This is a genomic window from Neisseria flavescens, from assembly GCF_001618065.1.
In the GTDB taxonomy this organism is placed as follows: Bacteria; Pseudomonadota; Gammaproteobacteria; order Burkholderiales; family Neisseriaceae; genus Neisseria; species Neisseria flavescens_A.
Genome location: NZ_LAEI01000071.1, coordinates 1 through 26,009 on the forward strand (window position 1 = coordinate 1; position 26,009 = coordinate 26,009).

Genomic DNA, 26,009 nt, shown 5'->3' on the forward strand with positions numbered 1-26,009 from the left:
AAACGGTCGATGTGTTTGGCGATCATGGCTTGGGCGGTTTGTTGAAAGAAGGTGGTCATGGAAAATCCCCTAAATGTCTTGGTGGGAATTTAGGGGATTTTGGGGAATTTTGCAAAGGTCTCGGCCTGAATATGATTCAAATCAGCTTATTTTCCTGCTTTCACGCTTTGCCATTGGCGGACCATAAATTTCAACGCCGCCGGCTGGATAGGCACCATGATAAAGCTGTTTTTCAAATCTTCATCAGTTGGGAAAATCGTATTGTCGTTTCTAAACTCTTCATCCATCAGCTCCTGAGCCGGTTTGCTGGATGGCGCATAAGTGACAAAATTGCCGTTTTTCGCCGCAACTTCAGGATCTAAGAAATCATTGATATACGCATGGGCATTGGCCACGTGTTTGGCATCTTTCGGAATCACAAACGAGTCCACCCAAATTCCCACGCCTTCTTTCGGCATCATCACACGGATTTTTTCCTTGCCGCCCGCTTCTTCGGCACGGCGTTTGGCAATGTTCAAATCGCCGCCAAAACCAATTGTTACGCAAGTATCGCCGCGCGCCAAATCATCGATAAAACCGGACGAGGTAAAACGCTTGATGTACGGACGGTTTTTCTTCAAGACTTCTGTAGCCGCCTTAATATCTGCCGTTTCGCTACTGTTTGGATTTTTACCCATATAGTTCAACACCATAGGATAAATCTCCGCCGCGCTGTCCAAATAGCTGATGCCGCATTGCTTGAGTTTGGACGTGTATTCGGGGTTAAACACCAAATCCCATTGATTGTCCGGTAATTTGTCCGTACCCAAAGCCTTTTTCACACGCTCGGTATTGATGGCGAAAGTGTTAGTCCCCCAATAAAACGGAACGGCATATTCATGGTTCGGATCAACGCCTTCCATCAGCTTCATTAATTGTGGGTTGAGATTTTTATAGTTGGGAATCAGGGATTTGTCGATTTTCTGATACGCACCTGCCTTAATCTGCCTACCGACAAACGCATTGGAAGGACCCACGATGTCGTAACCCGACTTGCCGGTCAATACCTTGCTCTCCAACGTTTCATCGCTGTCATATACATCATAAGTTACTGAGATACCGTGTTTTTTCTCAAACGCAGCAACCGTCTCGGGATCGACATATTCCGACCAGTTGTAAATGCTCAATACCTTTTGATTATCGGTTTGCGCCGCCTTGTCGGCAGAAGTTTTGTCCGAGCCGCCGCAGCCGGCCAATGCCAGCGCAGTCAGTACGATGAGGGGCAGATGTTTGGCCATTATCATTCCTTGCGTATCCGGTTGAAAAGAGAAAGGCATTATAAAGCAGGCAAGCCGGGGCGGATAGGCTTCATTGTTATAAAGATATCGACCCGCTTGAGGCCGTCTGAAAGACAGCTTGCCGCCAACTTAAAACCTTTCTGCCGATAGCTTGAAATATGGTTTTGCGGTAAGATAACGCCCATTCGTTTTTAATCTCAACGCGCCGTCCGGGCCGTCTGAAATCTTTGTACAAAATTTTATCGAGACATTATGAAAACCACCGAACTACGCCAAAAATTCCTGAAATTTTTCGAATCTAAAGGCCACACCATCGTCCGCTCTTCCTCGCTCGTGCCACACGACGACCCGACCCTGCTGTTTACCAACGCAGGCATGAACCAATTTAAAGACGTGTTCCTCGGCTTCGACAAACGCCCCTACAACCGCGCCACTACCGCGCAAAAATGCGTACGCGCAGGCGGCAAACACAATGACTTGGAAAACGTCGGCTATACCGCCCGCCACCATACCTTCTTTGAAATGATGGGCAACTTCTCCTTCGGCGACTACTTCAAACGCGACGCGATCCACTTCGCTTGGGAATTTCTGACTTCCCCTGAATGGTTGAACATCCCTAAAGAAAAATTGTTGGCGACCGTTTACGCAGAAGACGACGAAGCCTACAACATCTGGCTGAACGAAATCGGCATGCCTGCCGAGCGCATCGTCCGCATCGGCGACAACAAAGGCGCAAAATACGCATCCGACAACTTCTGGCAAATGGGCGACACCGGCCCTTGCGGCCCTTGCTCCGAAATTTTCTACGACCACGGCGAAGAAATCTGGGGCGGCATTCCGGGCAGCCCTGAAGAAGACGGCGACCGCTGGATTGAAATTTGGAACTGCGTATTCATGCAGTTCAACCGCGACGAACAAGGCAATATGAATCCGCTGCCTGAGCCTTCCGTCGATACCGGCATGGGCTTGGAGCGCATGGCCGCCGTCATGCAGCATGTTCACAGCAACTACGAAATCGACTTGTTCCAAGACCTGCTCAAAGCCGTTGCCCGCGAAACCGGCTCAGCTTTCAGCATGGAAGAACCCAGCCTGAAAGTCATCGCCGACCACATCCGCTCCTGCTCATTCCTGATCGCAGACGGCGTATTGCCTTCCAACGAAGGCCGCGGCTACGTATTGCGCCGCATTATCCGCCGCGCCGTACGCCATGGTTACAAACTGGGTCAAAGCAAACCATTCTTCCACAAACTGGTGGCCGATTTGGTTAAAGAGATGGGCGATGCCTACCCTGAATTGAAAGAAAAACAAGCCCAAATCGAAGAAGCGTTGAAAAACGAAGAAAGCCGTTTCGCCCAAACTCTGGAAACCGGCATGGCTTTGTTGGAAAACGCGTTGGCTAAAGGCAGCAAAAAACTCGACGGCGAAATCATCTTCAAACTCTACGATACCTACGGTTTCCCATACGACTTGACTGCCGACATCTGCCGCGAACGCAATATCGAACTAGACGAAGCAGGCTTCGAGCGCGAGATGGAAGCCCAACGCGCACGCGCACGCGCCGCACAAAGCTTCAAAGCCAACGCCCAACTGCCTTACGACGGTCAGGACACCGAGTTTAAAGGTTATAGCGAACGCCAAACTGAATCCAAGGTCCTCGCCCTCTACAAAGACGGCGAACAAGTCAACGAATTGAACGAAGGCGACGAAGGTGCCGTCGTTATCGACTTTACCCCGTTCTATGCAGAATCCGGCGGCCAAATCGGCGACGTCGGCTATATCTTCGCAGGCGAAAACCGCTTTGAAGTACGCGATACCCAAAAAATCAAAGCGGCCGTATTCGGTCAATTTGGCATACAAACTTCAGGCCGTCTGAAAGTCGGCGACAGCGTTACCGCCAAAGTGGATGACGAAATCCGCAATGCCAATATGCGCAACCACAGCGCTACCCACTTGATGCACAAAGCCCTGCGCGATGTATTGGGCGAACATGTTGAACAAAAAGGCTCTTTGGTTACCGCCGAATCCACCCGTTTTGACATTTCCCATCCTCAAGCAGTAACTGCCGAAGAAATCGCTGAAGTAGAACGCCGCGTCAACGAAGCCATTTTGGCCAACGTTGCCGTCAACGCAGCCATTATGAGCATGGAAGATGCCCAAAAAACCGGCGCCATGATGCTCTTCGGCGAAAAATACGGCGACGAAGTGCGTGTACTGCAAATGGGCGGTTTCTCTACCGAATTGTGTGGCGGTACACACGTTTCACGCACCGGCGACATCGGCCTCTTCAAAATCATCAGCGAAGGCGGTATTGCCGCAGGCGTGCGCCGTATCGAAGCCATCACCGGCCTGAACGCACTCAAATGGGCGCAAGAACAAGAGCGTTTGGTTAAAGACATCATTGCCGAAACCAAAGCCCAAACCGAAAAAGACGTACTGGCGAAAATCCAAGCAGGCGCAGCACACGCCAAAGCATTGGAAAAAGAATTGGCACGCGCCAAAGCCGAACTCGCCGTCCACGCAGGCGCCAAACTCTTGGACGATGCAAAAGACCTGGGCGCAGCCAAACTCGTTGCCGCACAAATCGAAGCCGATGCCGCAGCCCTGCGCGAAATCGTGACCGACTTAACCGGCAAATCAGAACAAGCCATCGTATTGCTCGCCGCAGTCAACGACGGTAAAGTTTCCCTGTGCGCCGGCGTATCCAAACCGTTAACTGGCAAAGTCAAAGCAGGCGATCTGGTTAAATTTGCAGCCGAACAAGTCGGAGGCAAAGGCGGCGGTCGTCCTGACTTAGCGCAAGCCGGTGGTACAGATGCCGACAAATTGCCTGAAATGTTGGCAAGCGTGGAAGATTGGGTGAGCAGTAAACTGGTTTGATAAGTAATATGTAGGTACAAAGAAGGTCGTCTGAAAATTTTTCAGACGACCTCTTGTTAGAAGGTTAATTTCATTTAAGTTTTCCTCTAATACATTAGAAAGCCCAAATAGAAGAATTATTCTATATTCAGTTTAATTTAAAAAACAATCTTGACAAACAAGGAAATTATTATGGCAGTTAATGTAGAATCAACAAAAGAAGTAATTAGATCATATCTAGAAAAAAATTCATTAAAATATAAAGATAGGAATAATAAAGATTTTGATGGCTTCGTATTACGTTTTTCTCATAGAAAAAATCAGGAAATACAATTCAAGCTAGTAATCTCTGTGCAAGAAGGTGGTGATTTTATACAATTTTTTCCTTATTAAAATTAAAACCAAATTGCCTTGACTTTCAAAAAAGATTGCTTCAAGAAAATCTAGAGAAAAAGTTAATTAAATGGAGTGCTGATAAAGAAAAGTATGCTGAGTATGCTGTTTGTTCAGTTGATATACTCATTAATTATCAAGAAGAAATTTCACCTAATCAAATTGAGCGTGCATTGCAGAGTATGCAAAGCAGTATTGTTGCATTATCAAATTTATTCTCTTTTGAAGAGTAGTGTTTAATTATGTCTAAAAATACTGATACCGCATCTCAAGATAATAAAAAAACTGGGAAGAATAATTGGAACATTGTTTGGAATAGTTTTTGGTTACTAATCATATTTGGTTTATTTGTCACCATATCTATTACCATGTTTATAATCCCCAAATCATCTGATCAATCAAGTAATATAAAAAACAGTAGTAAAAACTATTTAGATAAAAACTTACTCGAAAATACAACAATTTCTTGTAAAAACAGAAAAGAATGCCAGGCTATAGAACGAAAATTTCAGCAAATTAAGGATGATATTTATAGGGGAGATATAGAAAAGATACAACTAAAAATAGATAACCAAGATAAAATAATTAATTCTCTAACATTTTCAGTTTCTTTATACGCCGTATTAATAACTGTAATTTCTATATTTTTCTCATTGCGAGAGTCACAAAGAATTGATAAGGCATTGGATGAAGTTAATGAACTTAAGGAAAAATTAACTAATCAATTTAATGAAGAATTAAAAATAAACTTATAGAATTACAAAATGATATTGTTAAAGTTAAAGATGATTCTAATGAGTTTAGAAAACAATATTTTGATAAACTAAGAAAAAACGAAAAATTCCCTCAGCAACTTGTCACTAGAGATGCAGATATAAGTAGCGACATTAACAACAGTGTATTGCAAAATGAAAGCAATGAAAATAGTAAAAATAAAAATGAATTAGATTATGGCTCTCTCATAGAATAATTAAAAACAAGTATAGCAAGCCGTAGCTCGCACCCCTGTCAACCGCGTGCGTGGCTACGCCACACACCCTACCTGCGGGCGACGCAAACCTTAAGATTAAGGTGTAAGGTGTGTGCGGTACGCACGCACGCGGTTTTTGTTGCTACCGAATGATTCCAAACCATGCCGTAATCCAGTCAGCAGCAAACGTAGCTTGGGTCATGTACCAACAAAACTCAATATAAAAGGCCGTCTGAATTTCAGACGGCCTTTCTGTTTTCATTTCAAGCTAATATTTAAGCTTTTTATTCAATCATCTAACATCAATCTTTCTCAACCGTAAAAAACAGTTCTTCCTGTTTCAAAGCATTACCGTCTGCATCGGTCAATGCTGCTTCTGCTGCGGAAAACTTGATAACGGCGAGGCTGAGGCTGCCTTGCTCTGTGAGTGCAGTATTAAGAATAACGCCTGCTTCTTCTTCGCCGACTTTGACGGCAATACCGGCGGCTTCCAAAGAATCGCCACTTAATACGGCCAGACCGCGTTTGACTTGGCCTCGGTATTGGGCGCGGGCGATGATTTCTTGGCCTGGGTAGCAGCCTTTACGGAAATGGACGGCGCCGATGATGTGTTGGTTGAGCATTTGGGCAACAGCTGCTTCTTTGGTTGCGGCGCAAATCCACGGATAGCCGCTGCGGATTTCGTGCAGGTTCCACGCATTTTCTGCTCCTACTTGATATTCGGCTGCGTTTTCGGCTGCTGAAATTTTCAGGCGGCCTGTGTGCGGCAAGGTAATTTCTACGGTGTTTTCTTGAATTTGGGCCGGGAAAGACAGTTGCGGTTCGGTAGCAGGATGAGGTTCTGCATTGTCTGCCAACTCGCCGCTGACTGCTAAATCGGGCATTAGCTCGAAGACGACTTTTGCACGCAAGACAAACATTCTCAGGCGTTTGACGATGGCTTCGGTCAAATCTTGCGCCATGACCAACAGTAAATCTTCTCCGCGATTGACGACCAACATATTCGCCAACACACGGCCTTTAGGCGTATTGTATGTAGCATAACATGCTTGACCGGAAGCTAAATTATTAATATCGTTGGATAATTGGCCATGAAGAAATGAAGCTCTGTCTTCACCGCTGACGCGGACAACGCCGAAAAAAGGCAGGCGGGTTTGCATAATCGACTCCTTAAATTGTGGATGCTGAATTATCGCCCAAATTGCCGCTTATTATCAAATAAATAAATTCAGGCCGTCTGAATGTTTCAGACGGCCTATTGTTTGGGTTCAAACAATCAAAATTATTTGATGCTGACTTTGCGGATAATCACGGCTTCGGTTGGAACGTCTTGATGATAGCCGCGTGTCGCTGTTTTCACTTTGCTGATTTTACGGACCACGTCCATGCCGGAAGTGACTTTACCGAAAACGGCATAGCCGTAGCCTTGAGGGGTTTTGCTTTTGAAATTCAAAAAGTCGTTGTCGGCCGTATTGATAAAGAACTGGCTGGTTGCTGAATTCGGATCGCCGGTGCGCGCCATGGCGATGGTGCCGACGTTATTTTTCAAGCCGTTGTCTGCTTCGTTGTTGATGGCTTTATCGGTGGATTTTTGAACCATTTTCTCGGTAAATCCGCCGCCTTGAATCATAAAATTGTCGATAACGCGGTGGAAAATCGTGTTGTCGTAAAACCCTTTTTTGGCGTAATTGACAAAGTTTGCCACGGTTTTCGGCGCTTTGACTTCATCTAGCTCCAGTTGGATGTTGCCCATATTGGTTTCAATCACGGCATGGGTAACCGCTTGCGCTTGCACGGAAAGTGAGAGTGCAAGGGCGCACAAGGTCAGTTTGATGGATTTTTTCATATGTCTTCTCGAATGATGTATTGTGAAAATGGAATATTAACCTTGTTTCGCGTGAAATCCATAAAAAACATGTAAGATTTTTCAAGCAAAAAACATAAGGCAATCAAATTAGGCCGTCTGAAAAGGGATAAAAACCAAATTCTTGCTTTTTATCATTCCTTTTCAGACGGCCTGCTATTACGGTCAAACCGAAATCAGATTAGAAATCCAATTCCGCTTTCAGCCAGTAAGTGCGCGGCATACCGACGACGGCGAAGCTGCGGTCGTATTGGCCGCGCTGTACCTGCCAGTAGTTTTTGTTGAACAGGTTTTCTACCGAGCTGCTGACGGTTAAAGTATTTTTGCCGAGTTTGGTTTTGTAGCGCGCGCCTACGTCAACCAAGGTATAGGATGGGAAGGCGTATTGTTTTTGCGTGTCTTGGTAAGACTTGCCGAAATACGAAACGTTGCCGTTCAGGGTCAAGCCTTTGGCAAATGGGGTGTCCCATTCAACGCCTGCTTTGGCAATTACGCGCGGATTGGCAACTTGAACACCGTTAACCAGCATATCGCGTGAATTTGGATAGTCTTTCACGGTCGATTGCAGATACATCAGGCCCAAAGTCGGACGCAAAGTATTGTTGAGCAAGTTTGCGTAGGTGTTGAACTCGATACCGCGGCTGCGTTCCATGCCTTGCTTGTCACCTGCCGCGCCGCCCAAGGCTTTATACGCGGCAAAGTCTGTTTTACCGGTGGCAGAACCGCGCCAGTAGCCCGGACGTTTGATTTGGAACGCGTTTAACGTGGTCACGAAATTGCCCCAGTTTTTACGCACACCCACTTCAAACTGACGGCTGACACGCGGTTTGGACATGGTGGTATGGCCGTCATCATCGGTTTTGATATCGGCTGGCTCTAAGTCTTCCATGTAGTTGCCGTAGACGACTAAATCAGGTTGAGGTACCCACGCGGCCATAAACATAGGGCTGAAACGTTTGGCATCGCCGCTTTGGCCTGCTTTTTTATCGGTATATTCAACCGCTTGGAAACGACCGCCCAAAGTCAGACGATATTTGTTGTCGGCAAAGCCCAGTGTGTCGGACAAAGCCAAGCTGTTGACTTTGATATTGGCATCAAGATTGGCAGAGCTTTCCCAATCGGTTGCATAGTCAGGTTGGAAAGAATCAAGTTGCGCAGCAATATCGCCGCTTGCAGAAATTTTCGCACTGCTGCTGCCTGCTGACAAACCGCGCGTAGTGGCGCGTTGACGGATAACGCGGTCAAAAGCCGTACTCCAGTTGTGCGTAACCGGACCGGTTTCAAATTCGCCTCGCTCAGACAGGTTCATGCTTAAAGTACGGAAGTACTGATCGGTCAGACGGGCAGTACCGGTGTTGTAGTCATAGTTGCGGGCCGTTACTTTGCCGCTGGCGTTTGTGTTTTGCGCATCGGTACAAGTACTGGTGGCATTCAAACATACGGTCGGGGAAATCAGCGTACCGTAATAACGCGCTTTGTTGTAGCCGATACCGCCTGTAATCTGTGCATTGTCAAACGCATCCCATTCAAAGGTCAGCATATTGGTTTGGCCGACGGTATTTTGCCAGTTCCAAGAAGGCAGCAGGTTGGTTTTACCGTCAGGTGCATCAAACAGACGGCCTTGCAGGTTTTGAATGTCCTGCATACGCGCACGGCCGCCGTTGGTTTTGCGTTTCGCGTAGATGGAGTCGAACGCCACGCGCACTTTTTCGCCGCGATAATCAGCATTCAATGCAAATTCTTTGTTGTCTTCGCTGTAACCGTGACGCGGAGTGTCGCCATGGCGCAGTTTGCCGTTGGCGCGCACGCCGAATTCTTTGTTTTCGCCGAAGCGTTGACCCAAGTCGAATGTACCTTGGGCGCGGTTATTGCTGAACCAGCCCAAACCGATTTTGCGGTTGCCTTCATCGGAGGCTTTTTTGGTTTCGATATTGACGGAACCGGATACCGCGCCTTCAGGGTCCATGCCGTTTACGGCGGTGGAGGCGCCTTTAATCAGTTGCGCAGAACCGACTTGCACGCTGGCCGTACCTTGTGTGCCGTACATACCTGCCAAACCGTTGACGCTGAATTGGCGCGCATCAAGTTGGTAACCGCGGAAATACAGGCCGGTCAAGGTGTTGCTTTCACCGCCGAACTGCCAAGTCGAAGCGTCTTTTTTCGCTACGGCATCCACCAAAGTACGCGCTTCGGTATTGTTGAGGGCTTTTTCGTCGTAATTGACCACGGTAATCGGAGCGGTAAAGGCATTCGCTTTACCCAACACACCCAAATTCACACGGTCACGCATATCGCCGTCACTGGCAATAGAATAAGAGCGTGCGGCCTTCACGCGTTTAGCGTCGGCGTGGACTTTGACTTCCTGCACTTCTGCATATGCTTCAGGAGCAGAAGTGGCTTCATCGGCGGCATAAGCGAATGCACTTGCAACCACAAGCGGCATCAGGGCTAATTTGCTGTTCATAAAATACCTTCTGGTTTGAAATATTAATAATTCTTATATCGAGTAAAAAATTACAAAGTAATTTGGTTTTGCGATTATATTTGATAAGATTTCCGCCTTCCACAAAAACAAATAAGAACCGTTTGTAAACACAAAAAATACAACAGTTCAGAAAACTATTATTACAGTTACCATAGTCAAATAAATTTGCCGTCCTTTCAGACGGCCTTTACATCCTTTCAGAGAACACTCCATGCAAAAATGGCAAATCGAGCTTTATTCCACGCCGTCTTGGCTATTGCAGACCTTATTGATGGTCGCTGCAGCCTCGGCGGTCATTCTGTTTTTTGCACGCAACACACGCTTCGGGCGCGAGTTTAGCTATATCCTGCGCCTGTGCCTGACGCCGAAAAGTACCGTCAAAGTTTTGCTGCTGATTACGGCGATGATTACGCTGCTGTTAACCGAAGTGCGGCTGAATGTGTTGAGTACCTTTATGTCCAAAGGGCTTTACGACTCGATGCAGGATTTGAATGCCTCCGCGTTTTGGATGTTTGCAGCGATGAATGCAGGCGTGGTGTTGATACGGGCGTTTAACAACGTCGTCAACGACTTTCTCGATCAAGGCTTGGCGATTAAATGGTCGGAGCGGCTCAATGAAGTTTTGACTTCACGCTGGCTTTCCGACAAAAACTACTACCGCCTGCAAATGCGCCGCCACGCGCCGGACAACATCGACCAGCGTATCCAACAGGACGCGCAGGATTTCATCGCCTCGACCATAGAATTTGTGCGCGGCATGGTCAATTCGGTCGTTACCTCTCTGGAGTTTGCCGTTGTTTTGTGGGGCTTGGCAGGCATCCTGACCGTGTTCGGCTTCGACATTCCGCACGGCATCGTTTGGTTTGTCTATATGTTTGTGATTTTGGCGACCTTTATCGCCATGTGGATAGGCAACCCGTTGATTCGTTACAACTATGAAAACGAAAAGCTCAACGGCGACTACCGTTATTCCCTCATCCGTGTACGCGACCACGCCGAAAGCGTGGCGTTTTACAGCGGCGAAAAACACGAACACGATCAGCTTTCCAACCGCTTTAAAGCCATTATCCACAACCGTTGGCGCATTGCGCGACAAAGCGTCTGCCTGAGCGGCTTTAACGATATGTTCACCAACGGCATCAAACTCTTCCCCATTATTTTGCAAGCTCCGCGACTGTTTGCCGGACAAATCAAAATCGGCGACATCCAGCAGACCGTCCAAGCCTTCGCACGACTGCAAAACGCGCTGTCTTTCTTCCGGATGTTCTACAACAAATTCACCGCCTACCGCGCCCGATTGGAACGTCTGTACGGCTTTTTGCTGAGTACGGAAGAAAAACACACCGCACGACAAACCGACCTTACCGAAGTTTCAGACGGCCTAATCTTGGAAAACGTTGCCCTATACCGCCACAACGGCGAAGTTTTATTAGACGGCATCAACATCAACCTCAAAAGCGGCAATTCCCTGCTGATACGCGGCCCGAGTGGTTGCGGTAAAACTTCGTTACTGCGCGCGCTAGCTGGGCTTTGGCCTTTCGGCAGCAGCGGTAAAGTCAGCCATCCGCCACATCAAGACATCCTCTTCCTACCGCAACGCCCGTACACGGCACAAGGCAGCCTGCGCGACGCGATTTGTTATCCCGACATCGAAAAACAGCATCCGGAACTGATCGAAGCCATGAATACTTGTCGATTAGGTTATTTGGTCGATAAATTAGATAAAACCGATGACTGGCAACACAAACTCTCCCCGGGCGAACTGCAACGTGTCGCCTTCGTCCGCGCCCTGCTCTCGCAGCCCAAAGTCATCCTGCTCGACGAAGCCACCGCCGCCTTGGACGAACCGACCGAAGCCATGCTCTACCGCGCCTTAAAGCAAAAACTGCCCGACAGCATCATCATCAGTATCGGACACCGCAGCACGCTCAACGAATTTCATGATTCATGCCTCGATGTTGGTCATGTACAATGCTGAATTAATGGCATACCAAAGGCCGTCTGAAACAGTGAGAAACGAAATCAAACGATTTTGTCATCGCCGTTTCAGACGGCCTTTTCAAACGCCATGGCATGTTTATTTGCTATACTCTGCATTGTGTTAACGTCGTCTAAAAAATATTTATGAAAACCCTGGCCCTTATTCCACATTACAACCACCCGACCACCATCAGCCACGTTGCCCAAACCATGCGCGGCTTCGGTTTAAACGTTTTAATTGTGGACGACGGTTCACGCGAAGAATGTAAACCTGTATTGCAGGCTTTGGTTTCAGACGGCATTGATGTCCTTTACCGTCCCATCAACGGCGGCAAAGGCGCAGCGGTCAAAACCGGTTTGGAATACGCTCAAGAACATGGCTACACCCACGTCTTGCAGGTCGATGCAGACGGCCAGCATTGCTTAAGCGACACGCCCAAACTCCTCGCAGCAGCAGAACAAAATCCCGAAGCCGTTGTTTGCGGCTGGCCGCAATACGGCGATGACGCGCCCAAAGCACGGCTTTACGGACGCAAAATTACCGATTTCTGGAATATGCTACACACTTGGTCATGCGACATCAAAGACGGCATGTGCGGCTTCCGCCTCTATCCGCTTGCACCCGCGCTATCCGTCGTCCGCGAAGAAACCGTAGGCGACCGCATGGACTTCGATACAGAAATCCTTATCCGCCTCTACTGGCGTGACGTCAAACCGGTTTGGATTAAAACGCCCGTCCAATACGCCGCCGACGGCGTGTCCCATTTCGATGCCTTTGCCGACAATGTCCGCATCAGCAAAATGCACACACGGCTGTTTTTCGGTATGTTGAAACACCGATTGTGTAAAATATTTAATCTATAGAAAGAATTATGATGACTATCCCACATTTTTCAGAATTACGTAAACCTATATTAGAAAAACTATCTGATGGAAAAGTTTGGAAAAAATCTGAACTCACCGCACCATTAGCTAAATATTTCTCACTAAACGATGAAGAAATAACGAAAGAATATGAATCTGGAAATGGCATTATTTTTAATGATCGTATTTCCTGGACATTAAGTTATTTAACTCTATGTGAATTACTAGATCGTCCCAAACGAGGGTACTATGTCATTAATTCATTAGGAAGACAATTTCTCTCCAAAAGCAATCAAGAGATTAATGAATATATCGATAAAACAATGGCTTTACGAAATAAAAAATAAAATCTGAGCCTGTTTTACAGATCACTTTGTCATCAAAAAACTCTATTGAGGAAACCCCTCAAGAACTATTATATGCATCATACAAAACCATACGCCATGAAATATATACTGAAATTATAGACACCATTATCAGTAAAACACCCAAGGTTTTCGAAAAATTAGTAGTCGATTTATTACAAAAAATGGGATACGGTGGTGCAGTAGAAAATTCAGGGACAGTAACTCAATATAGCAAAGATGGAGGTATTGACGGGGAAATTAAGGAAGATATATTGGGATTTGGGAGAATTTATATACAAGCTAAACGATATAAAAAAGATTCCACTATTGGTAGACCAGAAATTCAACGTTTCGTAGGTTCATTAATGGGGAGAAATGCAGACAAGGGAGTTTTTATTACCACCGCCCAATATTCAAATGATGCAATTGAATATGCAAATACTTTACCCAATGCCAAAGTTGTTTTAATAGATGGAATGAAATTGGCAGAATATGTATACCAATATGATTTAGGTATGCAAACAGAACAAACTTTTAGCATTAAAAAGCTAGATACAGATTTTTGGGATTCTCTACTAAACGATGATGTGCAATCCTCTATAACTTAATTCACACCCAAACCATGACCGACAATAAACAAACCCATTGGGCGGCGCAGCCCGAACGCGGCAGCCGCTTGTTTCTCGCTCTGACCACATTGATGGTGCGCTATCTGCCGGACTTTTTTCATGAGGCCGTGCATTTGGTTTGTGGTGCTGTATTTTTATGACGACTGCGCCCAAACCGCGCCGTCATAGTACTTACGCTATCAAACCCGTCTTCAGACGGCCTTTCCCCATACCGTCCTGCCGAAACACAGCGTATTCAAACAATTCATCGCATTTGGCGAAGCGGTTTGCGACCGTTTTGCCGTGTGGCAACGCAAAATCCGTTATGAAGATTTGGTAATTGAAGATCCGGACGACATCTATTCGCAAGTCAAGCGCAACGAACGCGGCCAGATTTTTGCCTGCTCACACTTGGGCAATACCGAAGTTTGCCGTGCGCTGGTGTCGCACCATAAAAATTTCAGACTCAACGTATTGGTGCACAGCAAACACGCGCAGGCATTTAACGAGGCATTGCAAAAAGCCGGCGCAGATCATATCCGTCTGATTCAGGTGACAGATTTGGACACCACCCTGATGATGGAATTAAACCACCGTATCGAAAACGGCGAATGGATTGCCATCGCGGCCGACCGTGTGCCTGTACGCGGCGAGAAAACCGCCGACATTAATTTCTTAGGCCATACCGCTCCTATGCCGCAAGGCGCATGGCTATTGGCTTCGCTTTTAAAAACGCAGGTAAACACGCTGTTTTGCGTCAAACAAAACGGCCACTATCATTTGAAACTGCGCCGCTTTACCGATACTTCCAGCTGGAAACGCGGCAACCGCGAGGCTGCCGTCAAAGACGCGATGCAGGGTTTTGCCGACATTCTGGCGCAAGAATGTGCGCAAAATCCGCTACAATGGTTCAATTTTTATGATTTTTGGGGCGAAGACGCCGTCTGAAACCATCACACTTACTCTTTTAAACCATGAAAAAACACATCTACTGCCAACACAGCTTTGAAACCGAAGTTCCTTTTTTTGACGTAGATGCCATGCACATCGTGTGGCACGGCAACTATGTCAAATACCTTGAAACCGCACGTTGTGCTTTTTTGTCTTCCATCGGTTACGACTACAACGAAATGGGACGGCAGGGGTACAGCTGGCCAATTGTGCAGATGAACCTCAAATACATCCGCCCTGCCCGTTTCGGCCAAAAAATCCGCGTTGATATGGACATAGTAGAAATCGAAAGCTGCCTGCGTATCGATTACACCATTTACGATGCCGAAACCAATGAAAAACTGACCCGCGCTTCGACTACCCAAGCCGCAGTGTCGCTTTCAGACGGCCTGATGCAGTTTCAAACGCCGGACAGCTGGTTGGAAGCAGTAAAAAGACATCCGACTTTTAAGGCCGTCTGAAAAATTTAGCGATTAAACAACATATTGTCTGCTTATCAGCATTACCCTTTATAATTTTAAGTTTCCGTTTCAGACGGCCTTTATCCTCAAACCGCACACATTATGCTACTGAACCTCAACCGCTTTGCCTTTCCTGTTTTCTTAAAAGAAACCCGCCTGCTTACTGCCCTCGCCCTGCCTATGCTGTTGGCGCAAGTGGCGCAAGTGGGCATTGGTTTCGTCGATACGGTGATGGCCGGTGGCGCAGGTAAGGAAGATTTGGCCGCAGTGGCCTTGGGCAGTAGCTCGTTTTCCACGATTTACATTACCTTTATGGGCGTGATGGCGGCGTTGAACCCGATGATTGCCCAGCTGTACGGCGCGGGTAAAACCGAAGAAGTCGGCAAAACAGGAATGCAGGGTATTTGGTTTGGCTTATGTTTGGGTCTATTCGGCATGCTGTTGATGTGGACGATGATTACGCCGTTCCGTCATTGGCTGACATTGAACGATTATGTCGAAGACACGATGGCGCAATATATGTTTTTCACCAGCTTGGCAATGCCGGCCGCCATGATACACCGAGCCCTGCACGCCTATGCCTCCAGCTTGAACCGTCCGCGCGTAATTATGTTGGTCAGCTTCGCGGCATTTGTGTTGAATGTGCCGCTGAACTATGTGTTCGTTTACGGCAAATTCGGTATGCCTGCTTTGGGCGGTGCAGGTTGCGGCGTGGCAACGGCGGCGGTATTTTGGTTCAGCGCATTGGCTTTGTGGCTTTATATCGCCAAAGAAAAATTCTTCCGTCCGTTTGGTTTGACGGCAAAAATCGGCAAACCTGATTTGGCGGCTTTCAAACAGATTTGGAAAATCGGCGCCCCCATCGGCTTGTCTTATTTTTTAGAAGCCAGCGCGTTTTCGTTTATCGTCTTTTTGGTGGCACCATTCGGCGAGGATTATGTTGCCGCCCAACAAGTCGTCATCAGCCTGTCGGGCATCTTGTATATGGTTCCGCAAAGCGTCGGCTCAGCAAGCACGGTACGCGTAGGCTTTTCACTCGGGCGGCGCGAGTTTTTGCGGGCGCGTTATATTTCAGGCGTGTCGCTGGTGTTGGGCTGGATGCTTGCCGCCTGCACCGCGCTGCTCTTGGTCATCTTTCGCTTTCAGTTGGCAGGTATGTACACCAACGATGCGGCAGTATTAGGCATTGCCGCAACCGTTTTATTTTTCGCTTCCCTATTCCAACTGGCAGATGCCACACAATGTATCGCTTCATATGCGCTGCGCGGCTATAAAGTGACCAAAATGCCAATGTTCATCCATGCCGTGGCTTTCTGGGGCTGCGGCCTGCTGCCCGGCTACCTGCTTGCCTATCATGTCGATATGGGCATTTACGGCTTTTGGACCGCGCTGACCGCTTCACTAACGATTGCCGCCATCGCATTGGTATGGTGCCTGGAGCTTTGCAGTAAAGAGATGGTCAAATCGCATAAGGCCGTCTGAAAAATACAAGCAGTCTTTCTCCACTGATTACGCTATTGAATCAACGAATTCCTATTTTAAAGTTAAACCCATGCAACCCATCCAATACCAAACCGACCTCACCCCTTACAACACTTTCGGTCTTCGCGCCAAAGCCCAAGCATTTATTGCACTAAAACACGCCGATGAATTGCGCGACATCGTCCGGCTGCCCGAGTTCAACCGAGATACTGTTTTATGGCTCGGCGGCGGCAGCAATATCCTTTTGATGGAAGACTATACCGGTCTGGTTGTGCATATGGAAAACAAGGGAATACGCGAAATTGAGCGTTCAGACGGCCTGGTTTATATCGAAGCGCAAGCCGGGGAAATTTGGCATGATTTTGTTTTGCATACGGTTGGACTGGGTTTAAGCGGGTTGGAAAACCTCAGCCTGATTCCGGGCACGGTCGGCGCGTCTCCAGTACAAAACATCGGCGCATACGGCGTTGAAGTCAAAGATGTTATCCATAGCGTTCGCTGCTTTGATTTGGATACGGAAACCTTTGTCGAGCTTTCCAATGCCGACTGTGACTTTGCCTATCGTGAAAGCCTGTTCAAACAGGAAGGCAAAGGCCGTTATGTGATTGTTTCGGTTGTATTTGCGTTAAAAGAGCATTTTGTGCCGAACTTGGGCTATGGCGATTTGGCGGCAGCGGTTGCCAAGCTGAGCCAAGACCGCGAGGCGACGGCCAAAGATGTTTCCGATGCAGTGTGTGCAATCCGCAACAGTAAACTGCCTAATCCTAACGTACTTGGTAATGTCGGAAGTTTCTTTAAAAACCCTGTTGTCAGCGCTGAAAAAGCGGCCGATTTATTGCAGCAATACCCTAGTATGCCACGCTATCCGCAGCCTGACGGTTCGGTCAAACTCGCGGCCGGCTGGCTGATTGACCAATGCCGTCTGAAAGGCCATCAGATCGGCGGTGCAGCAGTGCATGACAGACAGGCTTTGGTTTTGGTGAATAAAAACAATGCGTCCGCTCAAGATGTCCACCAGCTGGCACAATATGTTTGTAATACAGTATTTACTCAATTTCAGGTAGAATTACACGCAGAACCCAACTGGCTGCCGACTTCATACAGCCTATAAAACAAAGGAGTGTATCCCATGCCGCGCATTGCTAAAGTCAACACTTACACACGAATCATCAATGCCAGCCTCGCCTTGTTCAACGAAGAAGGCGAGCGCAATATCAGCACCAACCATATTGCCGCCCACTTGGGCATCAGCCCGGGCAATCTCTACTACCATTTCCGCAACAAAGACGAAATCATCGTCCAATTGTTCAAGCGTTACAGCGAAGCCCTGCTTGTCTACCTTAACGAAGCCGTGTTGCCGTCTAATGTGGAAGACTCCATCAACTACATGGCCGGTATTTATGATGTGATGTGGGAATATCGTTTCCTCTTCAGCGATGTGAACACCCTGCTTGCCCGCAGTGCCGAATTATTGGGCGAACACAATACCTTTACCCAAGCCAAAGTTTCCCCGCTGTTGGTCAACCTGCTGACCCAGCTCAACGGCCTGAACATCATCAGCGCAGACCAAACCGCCATGAACGACCTTGCCGTCAATATGTGGATGGTAACGAAATACTGGTTCGACTTCGACAGCTCCCTGCGCGGCCGCGCCAAGTTAACCGAAGATTCCAAAGTACGGGGCATCAGCCGCACACTCAGCCTGTTGCGCCCTTACCTCCTGCCGGAACATCGTGCCGAATTCGACCAAAAAATCGGCAGCAACCATTAATTTTTCCATACAAAGGTCGTCTGAAAACGTGGCTTTAACCAAGTTAAAGCTATTTTCAGACGGCCTGTTAATTTTCGGATGCTTTATTTATGCACCTTTCCGATATTTCCATTCTCGGCTTAGGCTATCTCGGCCTGCCGCTGGCACAAAAATTTTATGAACAAGGCAGTCAGGTAGCCGCCGTCAAACGCAACCTGACCTCTGACAACATCAATCTGCCGATTGAACTCGACATCATCGATTTGAATCAAGACGATATTTTTCACAGTTCGGCCTTGTGGCAAAACCATATCAACAAGCCGACATGGTTTTGCCTGCTTCCGCCTTCCTCATTAAACCATTACGCCGATACCCTGAAAAAATGGATTCAACTTGCCGAGCAATCTAAGGTACAACACATCATCTTTACCAGCAGTACCAGCGTGTATGGTAACCAAGCACGCATATGCGATGAAACCACGCCGCCCGATCCGCAAACCGAATCCGCCCGTCAAATCCTCACAATCGAGCAAGCCTTGCTTGAAAGCGCCGTCCCCCATATCGACATACTGCGACTGGGTGGACTTTATTCTGCCGACCGTCATCCCGTTACCAAGCTGGTTCAAAAAATACACATTCAAGGCGGCAATCAACCCGTCAATATTTTTCATAAGGATCTTGCCGTCCAAGTCCTTTTTCAGACGGCCTGCCAAGCCGACGGCAAACGTATCCGCAATATTGTCGAACCCCGCCACCCAACCCGGGCTGAATTTTATACTGCCGAAGCGGCCAAACTCGGTCTGTCGGCTCCTGACTTCATCGTTGATGACAAAAGCAACGGCAAAATTGTAAATACCGTTTGCGCAGACGGGCTAAGCCTGTAAAATTGCGACTCAGTCCATTCATCCGTTTCAGACGGCATTTAGAGTAAACCATGTCCGCCCTATTTCCCCTTATCAACCACCTGATACAGCAAAATCCAGAGCAACAGCACGAGCTGTCTGAATTTGCAGGCAGCATCATCTGCATCAGCCTGACCGGTTTCAGACTAACCGGACGCATCAGCGAACAAGGTTTTCTTGAAACCGCAAATGAAACCGCCGACACCAACATCACATTCCACAACAGCGCCATCCAAAAAATCCTCCAAGGCGGTCAGCCCGGCGTGGGCGACATCAGCCTCGAAGGCGACTTGGTATTGGGCATGTCCGTCCTTCCTATTTTGGGTGGATTACGCTATTATCCGAGCGAAGATTTGGCGCGTGTATTCGGTCATGTGGCCGCAGAAAGCATCAGCTCGCGCGCCGGCGACATCGGCCGCACCATGAAAAAAATCGGCAAAAGCATTGCCGAGCAAATCAGCGACTTTTCACGCGAACCCGAATCCCCTGTTATCGACCAAGCCACGCTTGCCGCATGGCTGGAAGAAGTGGACAAACTGCGTGACGACGTTGCCCGCCTAAACGAACGCCTCGACCGGCTCGAGCGCGATATCTGGATAGATTAGAAACTTAATTTCAGACGGCCTACTATCATGAAAAGCCCATTTAAAAACATCGGTATCGTTACACGTCCCAATACGCCCGAGATTCAAGATACCGTCCACACATTGGTTTCTTTTCTGCGCGAAAACGGCTTTACCATCTATCTGGATGAATTGAGCGTAGAAGAACACTGCGTCTATATCCAAGATTCCGCCTACTGCGAAACCGTAAACAAAGCCCAGCTGGGCAAATACTGCGACCTTGTCGTTGTACTCGGCGGCGACGGTACCTTCCTCTCCGCCGCCCGTGAAGTCGCCCCGCGCGCCGTACCCATCATCGGCATCAATCAAGGCCACTTGGGCTTCCTCACCCAAATCTCACGCGACACCATGGTTGAGGGCATCCGACCCGTACTGGAAGGCAAATATCTGCCCGAAGAACGCATCCTCATCGAAGCCAGCATCATTCGTGACGGCGAAACCATCGAACGCGCCCTCGCCCTCAACGACACCGTACTGTCTCGTGGCGGCGCAGGCCAAATGATCGAATTTGAAGTCTTTATCAATCAAGAATTTGTCTATACCCAACGTTCAGACGGTCTGATTATTTCCACGCCGACAGGTTCGACCGCTTATGCACTTGCCGCCGGCGGCCCCATCATGCAAGCCGGTTTGCACGCCTTCACGCTTGTGCCTATCTGTCCGCAATCCATGACCAACCGCCCGATTGCCATCTCCGACACCAGCGTAATCGAAATCCTCATTACCAAAAGCGGCGACGCACGCGCACATTTTGACGGACAATCCCATATCGACGTGCAAAACTTCGACCGCATCATCATCCGCCGCTATCACAACCCCTTGCGCGTCCTCCATCCCACCGATTACCAATACTTCAAAACCCTGCGCCAAAAGCTGCATTGGGGCGAACAATTGATTTAAACACCACTTCAATAAATAGGCTTACCATGAAAACCATTTCCCAGACCTTAATCATCGCGCTGTGCGCCCTTTCCTCCCTCTCCGTCTCCGTCTCCGCACACGGCATGCACAAAAGCAAACCCTTGTCCTTTGAAGAATTGCCGAAAATCTGCCAGCAATACTTTACCCGCGCAGATGCGTGTTATCAAAAAGCAGGTGATAAAGCATCGTTCCAACGCGACAACACAAAATACCTGCGCCAAATCCTGCCCGCCGCCGATGTAGGCCAACGTGAACGTATGTGCCAAATTGCCATGGATACATTCGCTGAAAAAACAAAAAACTTGAGCTGCGAATAAAGACCTCTGTCTTAGCTCTAACAATTTTTGATTTCATAAAAAGGCCGTCTGAAACATTGGATTGTTTCAGACGGCCTACTTACAAAAACCCTTTACTTTTTAAGAAAAGACTACAAAATCTACCGTATGCGCTTCACTATAATCAGGGATTTCCAGCTTTTCTATCATGCGGTGCAACACATCATTCGGCACAGAATGTTCGCGGTTACGGTTTTGCGATAGTAATTGCGTGTAAGGCACTTCCAAATAAATGAGATGCACGCGTGCGCCGTAATCGGCAAACATCGGCAGCCATTTGCTGCGCAGGTCGCGGTTAAGATTGGTCGCATTAAAGACAAATGACGTACGGGCTCGCAGGTATTCCTTTGCCTGCTCTTTACCCAAACGCACTGCTTCGGCGGTATGTTTAGAATCTGCGGGATTGAGTTTGCGCTCACGGCGAATCTCATCCAGCGACAGCATAGGCAGATGGGCAAGATGTTGCCTGATGTAACTGTCTTTGCCGCTACCTGCTATGGCGCACATGGCGTACACATCAAAGGTTTGATCATCAAATGGCTGATAATCCGGCATTTCGCTACGGCCGTTAAGATAGAGATAGCGTCCGTAGTCGCTAGCAAAAGTACGCGCTTTCCCCCAACAAGCATTTTCTTCACAGAGTTCACGAAACAAATCAATGCGCAGCAAAATATCCTGTTGGTCGCAACATATACGACCGAGAACATCAGCTTTAGCAAGCATGGCAAGATGCTCAGTATTGACCTGCAAACTGGCTGCTATGACGGCTCGCTCAGGATTAGGCTTATTAATCGCCCATAAGGGCAATCCGTGCAAACGCACGAGTTTGGCGATTGCTTCTCTTACGGCAAATGGAGCGGCAAGTTCGGTATACAGCAAAGTACGGGCGGTATGCTCACCTTTTTTTGCGTGATGCGGCGAAACGATACGCTCTTTGCCGTTTTCTATTTCACTCTTGGTCGTACTGCGTTTTTCCACATCATGCAGCATGGCGGCAGCAAACAGAATATGCTGCTCCTGTCCATCAAGCGCTTGGAACTCGGGCAGTTGTAAAAGGGCTTCGCATACCATTTTGGTATGCGTAAATACATCGCCTTCAGCATGCCACTCAGGGTCTTGCGGAACATCCTTCATATCGGCAAACCAGCTGAAACGACGTTCTAAGGCTTGCCAATCAGGAAGTTGACCGGGTATGTAATCTGGGAATGTCCACATAATTGTCTTTCTTATTATTGGATAATTGGACTTCAGGCTGTCTGAAACTGCCAGCTTTGCCAATGGTATTTGTCGTAATCGATAAGACGGGCAGACTTCCAAGTTTTCGTCCAATGAACGTCGGTTTTAACGTGTTTGGCTCGCACCAATTTGAAAAGATTATCAAATTCATTAAATTGAACAGGCAGGTTGCCGTTGTTGGTGGCAAAATCAGCGGCGTTCCGGATAACGAAACCTTCACTGCATGCCGCTCCTGTTTTCGGATCGTAGCCGCCAAGCTTACCGGCAGTTTTTACGCTGTCTGTCCACGGCTCTCCCAAATTAGCGGCAAGCCATTGCGCTAAAGCAATATCTTCATTGGCGTATTTTTGAGTGAAATCTGCAAGAGGCTGGACAATGGGTATTTCTGGCACAGTCGGAAAATCAAACAGCTGCGCATAAAATTTAACCTCTTCCCATGAAAGCCAATGTCCGCCACGGCGGACTGCAAACAGGTAAAAATAGCTTTCCAGTTGCGAATAGGCAATCGAATGAATGCCATACATATTCTCGCCAAAAAGTTCAAGATCGCCTAAATCATCTTTGATTTGCTGCCATCGTTGCAGCAAAGGTTTATCCCACGGATGCTGGGTAGGCGCAGCATGACTACGGGCATAGAGGCCGTGTGCGGCAAAGCAGTTGTTTTGCCCATCTAATTTTTCGGTTAAAACCAATTTCGGCAGTGAGGCAAAATATGAAAGAAAGCCGCGCGGCATAAAACGGTCGTCAGAGGTGGTACCAAGGCTGATGGGAGTGTGCAGGCTGCGGGCGTATTTTTGAGGTTCGGTTGTCGTCATAATATTTTTCCTTTTTATTCATTTTTTAATTTTCTTTTCAAGTGTTCCCTGCAACCCGTTACATTTTCCCCACCATATTTCCTTGTTTGGAAACCAAAAGTTGGTCGATTTTCAAATTTTCAGTATCGATGATTTCAAATTTATAACCGGCATAAACTAGAAAATCTGTACGTTTCGGTATTTTGCGCAGGGAATACATCATAAAGCCAGCGATGGTTTCGTAGTTTTCCGAATTGGGAAATTCTTCAATATCCAATGCGCGCATAACATCGGTAAGCGGCGTAGCGCCATCTACCAACCATGTGTCTTCGGTACGGCGGATGATTTGCGGCTCTTCTTCGGTATTGACCAGCTCGCCCATCACAATGCTCATCACATCTTTCAGCGTTACCACGCCGACCACCAGCGCGTATTCGTTCACTACGACGGCAAAGTCTTCGCCGGAAGTCTTGAAGGTTTCCAAGACATCGTAAAGCGACAGTGTATCGGGGATGAACAAGGCTTTACGCAACACGCGCTTGTCGGTCAGGCGGACGTCTTTTTCTTTAAAAACAGGTCAGCAGCGTATGCGATTCGATATAGCCGATGACGCGTTCCAAATCGCCGTCACATACAAGGAATTTATTGTGCGGTTTGTCCGACATCATTTCCAACACGGTATCGCTGTCATCATGTTTATCAAAATAGGCGATGTATTCACGCGTGCTCATGGTGGAAGTGACCGTACGCTCCTGCATATCAAAAATGTTTTCAATCAGATAGTGTTCCTGCTCTTTCAACACACCAGCCTGCGCACCTGCATCAACGACGGCATAAATATCTTCCGAGGTCAGCTGCTCCTGACGGATGGTTGAAATTTTGAAGAGTTTGAATATTGCGTTTGCCAACCCATCAAAAACCCAGACAAGGGGTTTTAAGATAAAAATCAAAAACATCATCGGACGGACGATGCGTACCGCCACCGCTTCGGGATGGGTCATTGCCATACGCTTGGGCATCAGGTCGGCAATTAAAATAAAGCTGCCTGTAACCAGCGAGAAAGTCAGCAAAGAGGCAACTGTACTGCCCCAACTGCCTGCGTTCTCCAACAGCTTGCCAAAATAAGGACGTATTGCCGCCTCGCCGACAATACCGGCAAGAATGGCGACGGCGTTCAAACCGATTTGGACGACGGTAATAAAACTGCCCGGCTGCTGCTGCATATTGATTACATCAAGCGCACGCGTATCGCCGCCGTCTTTCGCCATGACCTGCAATTTGATTTTGCGTGCCGAAGCAAGCGCAAGTTCGGAACAGGATACAAATGCGCTAATGACAATCAGCAGACACAATAATAATAAGGCTTCAAAAATATTCATGAAAAAGTGTGTGTATGGTATAGGTTAAAAATATTCAAACAGCAAAGGCCGTCTGAAAAATTCAATTTGATCTTAGATTTGTATTATGTACATTTATTGTTTTAATCATCCAGTGCATCTTCATCCAAGGATTTCAACCATTTCAGCTTTTCGCCAATTTTGATTTCCAATCCGCGTGGAACGGGTTGATAGAAATCAGGTTCATCCAAGCCGTCGGGCATATAGCTTTCGCCGGCGGCGTAGGCATTTGGTTCGTCATGGGCATAGCGGTATTCGCGTCCGTAGCCCAATTCTTTCATCAACTTGGTCGGCGCATTGCGCAGATGGACAGGCACTTCGTTGCTGGCATTTTCTTTGACGAAACGGCGCATTTGGTTGTATGCCTTATAGCCCGCGTTGGATTTGGCGGCTGCGGCGAGATACAACACGGCTTGCGCCAAAGCAAGCTCCCCTTCCGGCGAGCCTAAGCGCTCATAAGTTGCGGCGGCATCATTGACAATCGTTAAGGCACGCGGATCGGCCAAGCCGATATCTTCCCATGCCATGCGGACAATGCGGCGGGCGAGATAGCGCGGGTCGGTGCCACCGTCAAGCATACGGCAGAACCAATACAATGCCGCATTGGGATGCGAACCGCGCACGGATTTGTGTAGCGCGGAAATTTGGTTGTAGAAACTCTCGCCACCCTTATCAAAACGACGGATTTGCGCCCCCAAACTATCGGCAAGAAATTCAGCGGTTAGGGTTTTCAGACGGCGTGAGTCGGCAGCACGTAAAAGCTGCTCGATCAAGTTCAACAATCTGCGTGCATCGCCATCGGCGGTATTCACGAGCAATTCTTGCGCATCCGCTTCAATCGTAAAATCTTGGTATTCGGGCAAAGCCAATACTTTGGTAATCAGCTTCTTCAGGTCGTCTGAAGACAAGGATTGCAAGACATACACCTGCGCCCTGCTAAGTAAAGCCGGATTGACTTCAAATGACGGGTTTTCCGTGGTAGCACCGATAAAGGTTAATAAACCACTTTCGACATAAGGCAAAAATGCGTCCTGCTGCGCTTTGTTGAAGCGGTGTACCTCGTCAACAAACAAAATCGTCGCACGCCCTTGCTGCAAGGCAATTTCAGCTTTCTCAATTGCCTCACGTATGTCTTTTACGCCGGAAAATACGGCGGAAACCGGCAGAAACTGGGCATTGAAACTCTGCGCCAAAATCCGTGCCAGCGTGGTTTTACCTACGCCCGGCGGTCCCCACAGCAACATAGAATGCGGCTTCCCGCCTTCCACCGCCACGCGCAAAGGTTTACCTTCGCCGATTAAGTGCTGCTGCCCAATGACATCATCTAAAGAATGCGGGCGCAAGCGTTCGGCTAAAGGGGCTTCGGGTTGGCGGGCGAAAAGGTCGGACATAGCGGCTTTCGTGCTGATTGATTAAAAGAAAACTCGCTAGCATTATACGGCAGTTTCGCAAACTCACATATCGGGCCGCATTACGGTATAATACATGCTATTTTGAGAACTCTTCGGGCGTT

Annotated in this window: 23 protein-coding genes and 2 pseudogenes; 17 read left to right on the forward strand and 8 right to left on the reverse strand. The window is 47.9% G+C overall.

Features of this window, described 5'->3' with window-relative positions; genetic code table 11:
• Positions 1-146: 146 nt before the first annotated feature.
• A complete protein-coding gene (locus TW89_RS11055) occupies positions 147-1,277 on the reverse strand; it encodes a polyamine ABC transporter substrate-binding protein (RefSeq protein ID WP_070822079.1) in 1,131 nt (376 codons plus the stop codon).
• Between the two features lie 252 nt (positions 1,278-1,529).
• Between TW89_RS11055 and alaS the strand changes: the two genes are divergently transcribed.
• The 4 genes from alaS to TW89_RS11075 all read left to right on the forward strand — a co-directional run bounded on the left by alaS (position 1,530) and on the right by TW89_RS11075 (position 5,281).
• Positions 1,530-4,154: an alanine--tRNA ligase gene (alaS, locus tag TW89_RS11060; RefSeq protein WP_128581463.1), complete on the forward strand. Its 2,625-nt coding sequence runs from the start codon at positions 1,530-1,532 to the stop codon at positions 4,152-4,154.
• Between the two features lie 171 nt (positions 4,155-4,325).
• Positions 4,326-4,526 (forward strand): hypothetical protein, encoded by a 201-nt coding sequence (locus TW89_RS11065; protein WP_128581464.1) that lies wholly within the window; start codon positions 4,326-4,328, stop codon positions 4,524-4,526.
• A 35-nt stretch (positions 4,527-4,561) separates the two neighbouring features.
• Entirely contained in the window at positions 4,562-4,759 is a 198-nt protein-coding gene (locus tag TW89_RS11070; RefSeq protein ID WP_128581465.1) for a hypothetical protein, read from the forward strand.
• Between the two features lie 9 nt (positions 4,760-4,768).
• The gene (locus TW89_RS11075; RefSeq protein ID WP_128581466.1) at positions 4,769-5,281 is read left to right on the forward strand and encodes a hypothetical protein; all 513 of its coding nucleotides are present in this window, start codon (positions 4,769-4,771) and stop codon (positions 5,279-5,281) included.
• 517 nt (positions 5,282-5,798) lie between these two features.
• On the opposite strand, the gene TW89_RS11080 is transcribed toward TW89_RS11075, so the two are convergent.
• From TW89_RS11080 to TW89_RS11090, 3 genes are all read right to left on the reverse strand, one after another.
• On the reverse strand, positions 5,799-6,656 hold the full coding sequence (locus tag TW89_RS11080; protein WP_128581467.1) for a YgfZ/GcvT domain-containing protein: 858 nt from the start codon (positions 6,654-6,656) through the stop codon (positions 5,799-5,801).
• Between the two features lie 122 nt (positions 6,657-6,778).
• A complete protein-coding gene (locus TW89_RS11085; protein ID WP_070629721.1) occupies positions 6,779-7,342 on the reverse strand; it encodes a peptidylprolyl isomerase in 564 nt (187 codons plus the stop codon).
• A 199-nt stretch (positions 7,343-7,541) separates the two neighbouring features.
• Complete coding sequence (locus TW89_RS11090) at positions 7,542-9,824, reverse strand: TonB-dependent receptor (RefSeq protein WP_128581468.1); 2,283 nt, start codon at positions 9,822-9,824, stop codon at positions 7,542-7,544.
• A 232-nt stretch (positions 9,825-10,056) separates the two neighbouring features.
• Here TW89_RS11090 and TW89_RS11095 point away from each other — a divergent pair, with 232 nt between their 5' ends.
• The 13 genes and pseudogenes from TW89_RS11095 to TW89_RS11150 all read left to right on the forward strand — a co-directional run bounded on the left by TW89_RS11095 (position 10,057) and on the right by TW89_RS11150 (position 21,051).
• The gene (locus tag TW89_RS11095) at positions 10,057-11,823 is read left to right on the forward strand and encodes an ABC transporter ATP-binding protein/permease (protein ID WP_128581469.1); all 1,767 of its coding nucleotides are present in this window, start codon (positions 10,057-10,059) and stop codon (positions 11,821-11,823) included.
• Positions 11,824-11,969: 146 nt separating this feature from the next.
• Positions 11,970-12,689, forward strand: a complete 720-nt coding sequence (locus tag TW89_RS11100) for a glycosyltransferase family 2 protein (RefSeq protein ID WP_128581470.1) — start codon at positions 11,970-11,972, stop codon at positions 12,687-12,689.
• A gap of 8 nt (positions 12,690-12,697) precedes the next feature.
• The gene (locus TW89_RS11880) at positions 12,698-13,036 is read left to right on the forward strand and encodes a winged helix-turn-helix domain-containing protein (RefSeq protein WP_225522212.1); all 339 of its coding nucleotides are present in this window, start codon (positions 12,698-12,700) and stop codon (positions 13,034-13,036) included.
• A 26-nt stretch (positions 13,037-13,062) separates the two neighbouring features.
• Positions 13,063-13,644, forward strand: a complete 582-nt coding sequence (locus TW89_RS11885) for a restriction endonuclease (RefSeq protein ID WP_225522213.1) — start codon at positions 13,063-13,065, stop codon at positions 13,642-13,644.
• Between the two features lie 14 nt (positions 13,645-13,658).
• Positions 13,659-14,592, forward strand: a pseudogene (locus TW89_RS11110) (glycosyl transferase family 2).
• A 26-nt stretch (positions 14,593-14,618) separates the two neighbouring features.
• Complete coding sequence (locus TW89_RS11115; RefSeq protein WP_004519960.1) at positions 14,619-15,056, forward strand: acyl-CoA thioesterase; 438 nt, start codon at positions 14,619-14,621, stop codon at positions 15,054-15,056.
• A gap of 102 nt (positions 15,057-15,158) precedes the next feature.
• Positions 15,159-16,538 (forward strand): MATE family efflux transporter, encoded by a 1,380-nt coding sequence (locus tag TW89_RS11120; protein WP_128581471.1) that lies wholly within the window; start codon positions 15,159-15,161, stop codon positions 16,536-16,538.
• 70 nt (positions 16,539-16,608) lie between these two features.
• The gene (gene murB, locus TW89_RS11125; protein WP_128581472.1) at positions 16,609-17,649 is read left to right on the forward strand and encodes a UDP-N-acetylmuramate dehydrogenase; all 1,041 of its coding nucleotides are present in this window, start codon (positions 16,609-16,611) and stop codon (positions 17,647-17,649) included.
• Between the two features lie 18 nt (positions 17,650-17,667).
• A complete protein-coding gene (locus TW89_RS11130) occupies positions 17,668-18,309 on the forward strand; it encodes a TetR/AcrR family transcriptional regulator (RefSeq protein WP_004519965.1) in 642 nt (213 codons plus the stop codon).
• Positions 18,310-18,398: 89 nt separating this feature from the next.
• Positions 18,399-19,172, forward strand: coding sequence for an SDR family NAD(P)-dependent oxidoreductase (locus tag TW89_RS11135; RefSeq protein ID WP_128581473.1), 774 nt, complete (start codon positions 18,399-18,401; stop codon positions 19,170-19,172).
• Positions 19,173-19,222: 50 nt separating this feature from the next.
• Complete coding sequence (locus TW89_RS11140; RefSeq protein WP_070504666.1) at positions 19,223-19,795, forward strand: ubiquinone biosynthesis accessory factor UbiJ; 573 nt, start codon at positions 19,223-19,225, stop codon at positions 19,793-19,795.
• A gap of 27 nt (positions 19,796-19,822) precedes the next feature.
• A complete protein-coding gene (locus TW89_RS11145; RefSeq protein ID WP_039863638.1) occupies positions 19,823-20,713 on the forward strand; it encodes an NAD(+) kinase in 891 nt (296 codons plus the stop codon).
• Between the two features lie 26 nt (positions 20,714-20,739).
• Entirely contained in the window at positions 20,740-21,051 is a 312-nt protein-coding gene (locus TW89_RS11150; protein WP_128581474.1) for a hypothetical protein, read from the forward strand.
• 99 nt (positions 21,052-21,150) lie between these two features.
• On the opposite strand, the gene TW89_RS11155 is transcribed toward TW89_RS11150, so the two are convergent.
• From TW89_RS11155 to TW89_RS11170, 4 genes and pseudogenes are all read right to left on the reverse strand, one after another.
• Positions 21,151-22,284: an AAA family ATPase gene (locus tag TW89_RS11155; protein ID WP_128581475.1), complete on the reverse strand. Its 1,134-nt coding sequence runs from the start codon at positions 22,282-22,284 to the stop codon at positions 21,151-21,153.
• Between the two features lie 32 nt (positions 22,285-22,316).
• Complete coding sequence (locus TW89_RS11160; RefSeq protein ID WP_283114733.1) at positions 22,317-23,120, reverse strand: RNA ligase family protein; 804 nt, start codon at positions 23,118-23,120, stop codon at positions 22,317-22,319.
• Positions 23,121-23,178: 58 nt separating this feature from the next.
• Positions 23,179-24,478 (reverse strand): annotated as a pseudogene (locus tag TW89_RS11165) (hemolysin family protein).
• 101 nt (positions 24,479-24,579) lie between these two features.
• Positions 24,580-25,887: a replication-associated recombination protein A gene (locus tag TW89_RS11170; RefSeq protein ID WP_128581477.1), complete on the reverse strand. Its 1,308-nt coding sequence runs from the start codon at positions 25,885-25,887 to the stop codon at positions 24,580-24,582.
• Between the last annotated feature and the right edge of the window lie 122 nt (positions 25,888-26,009).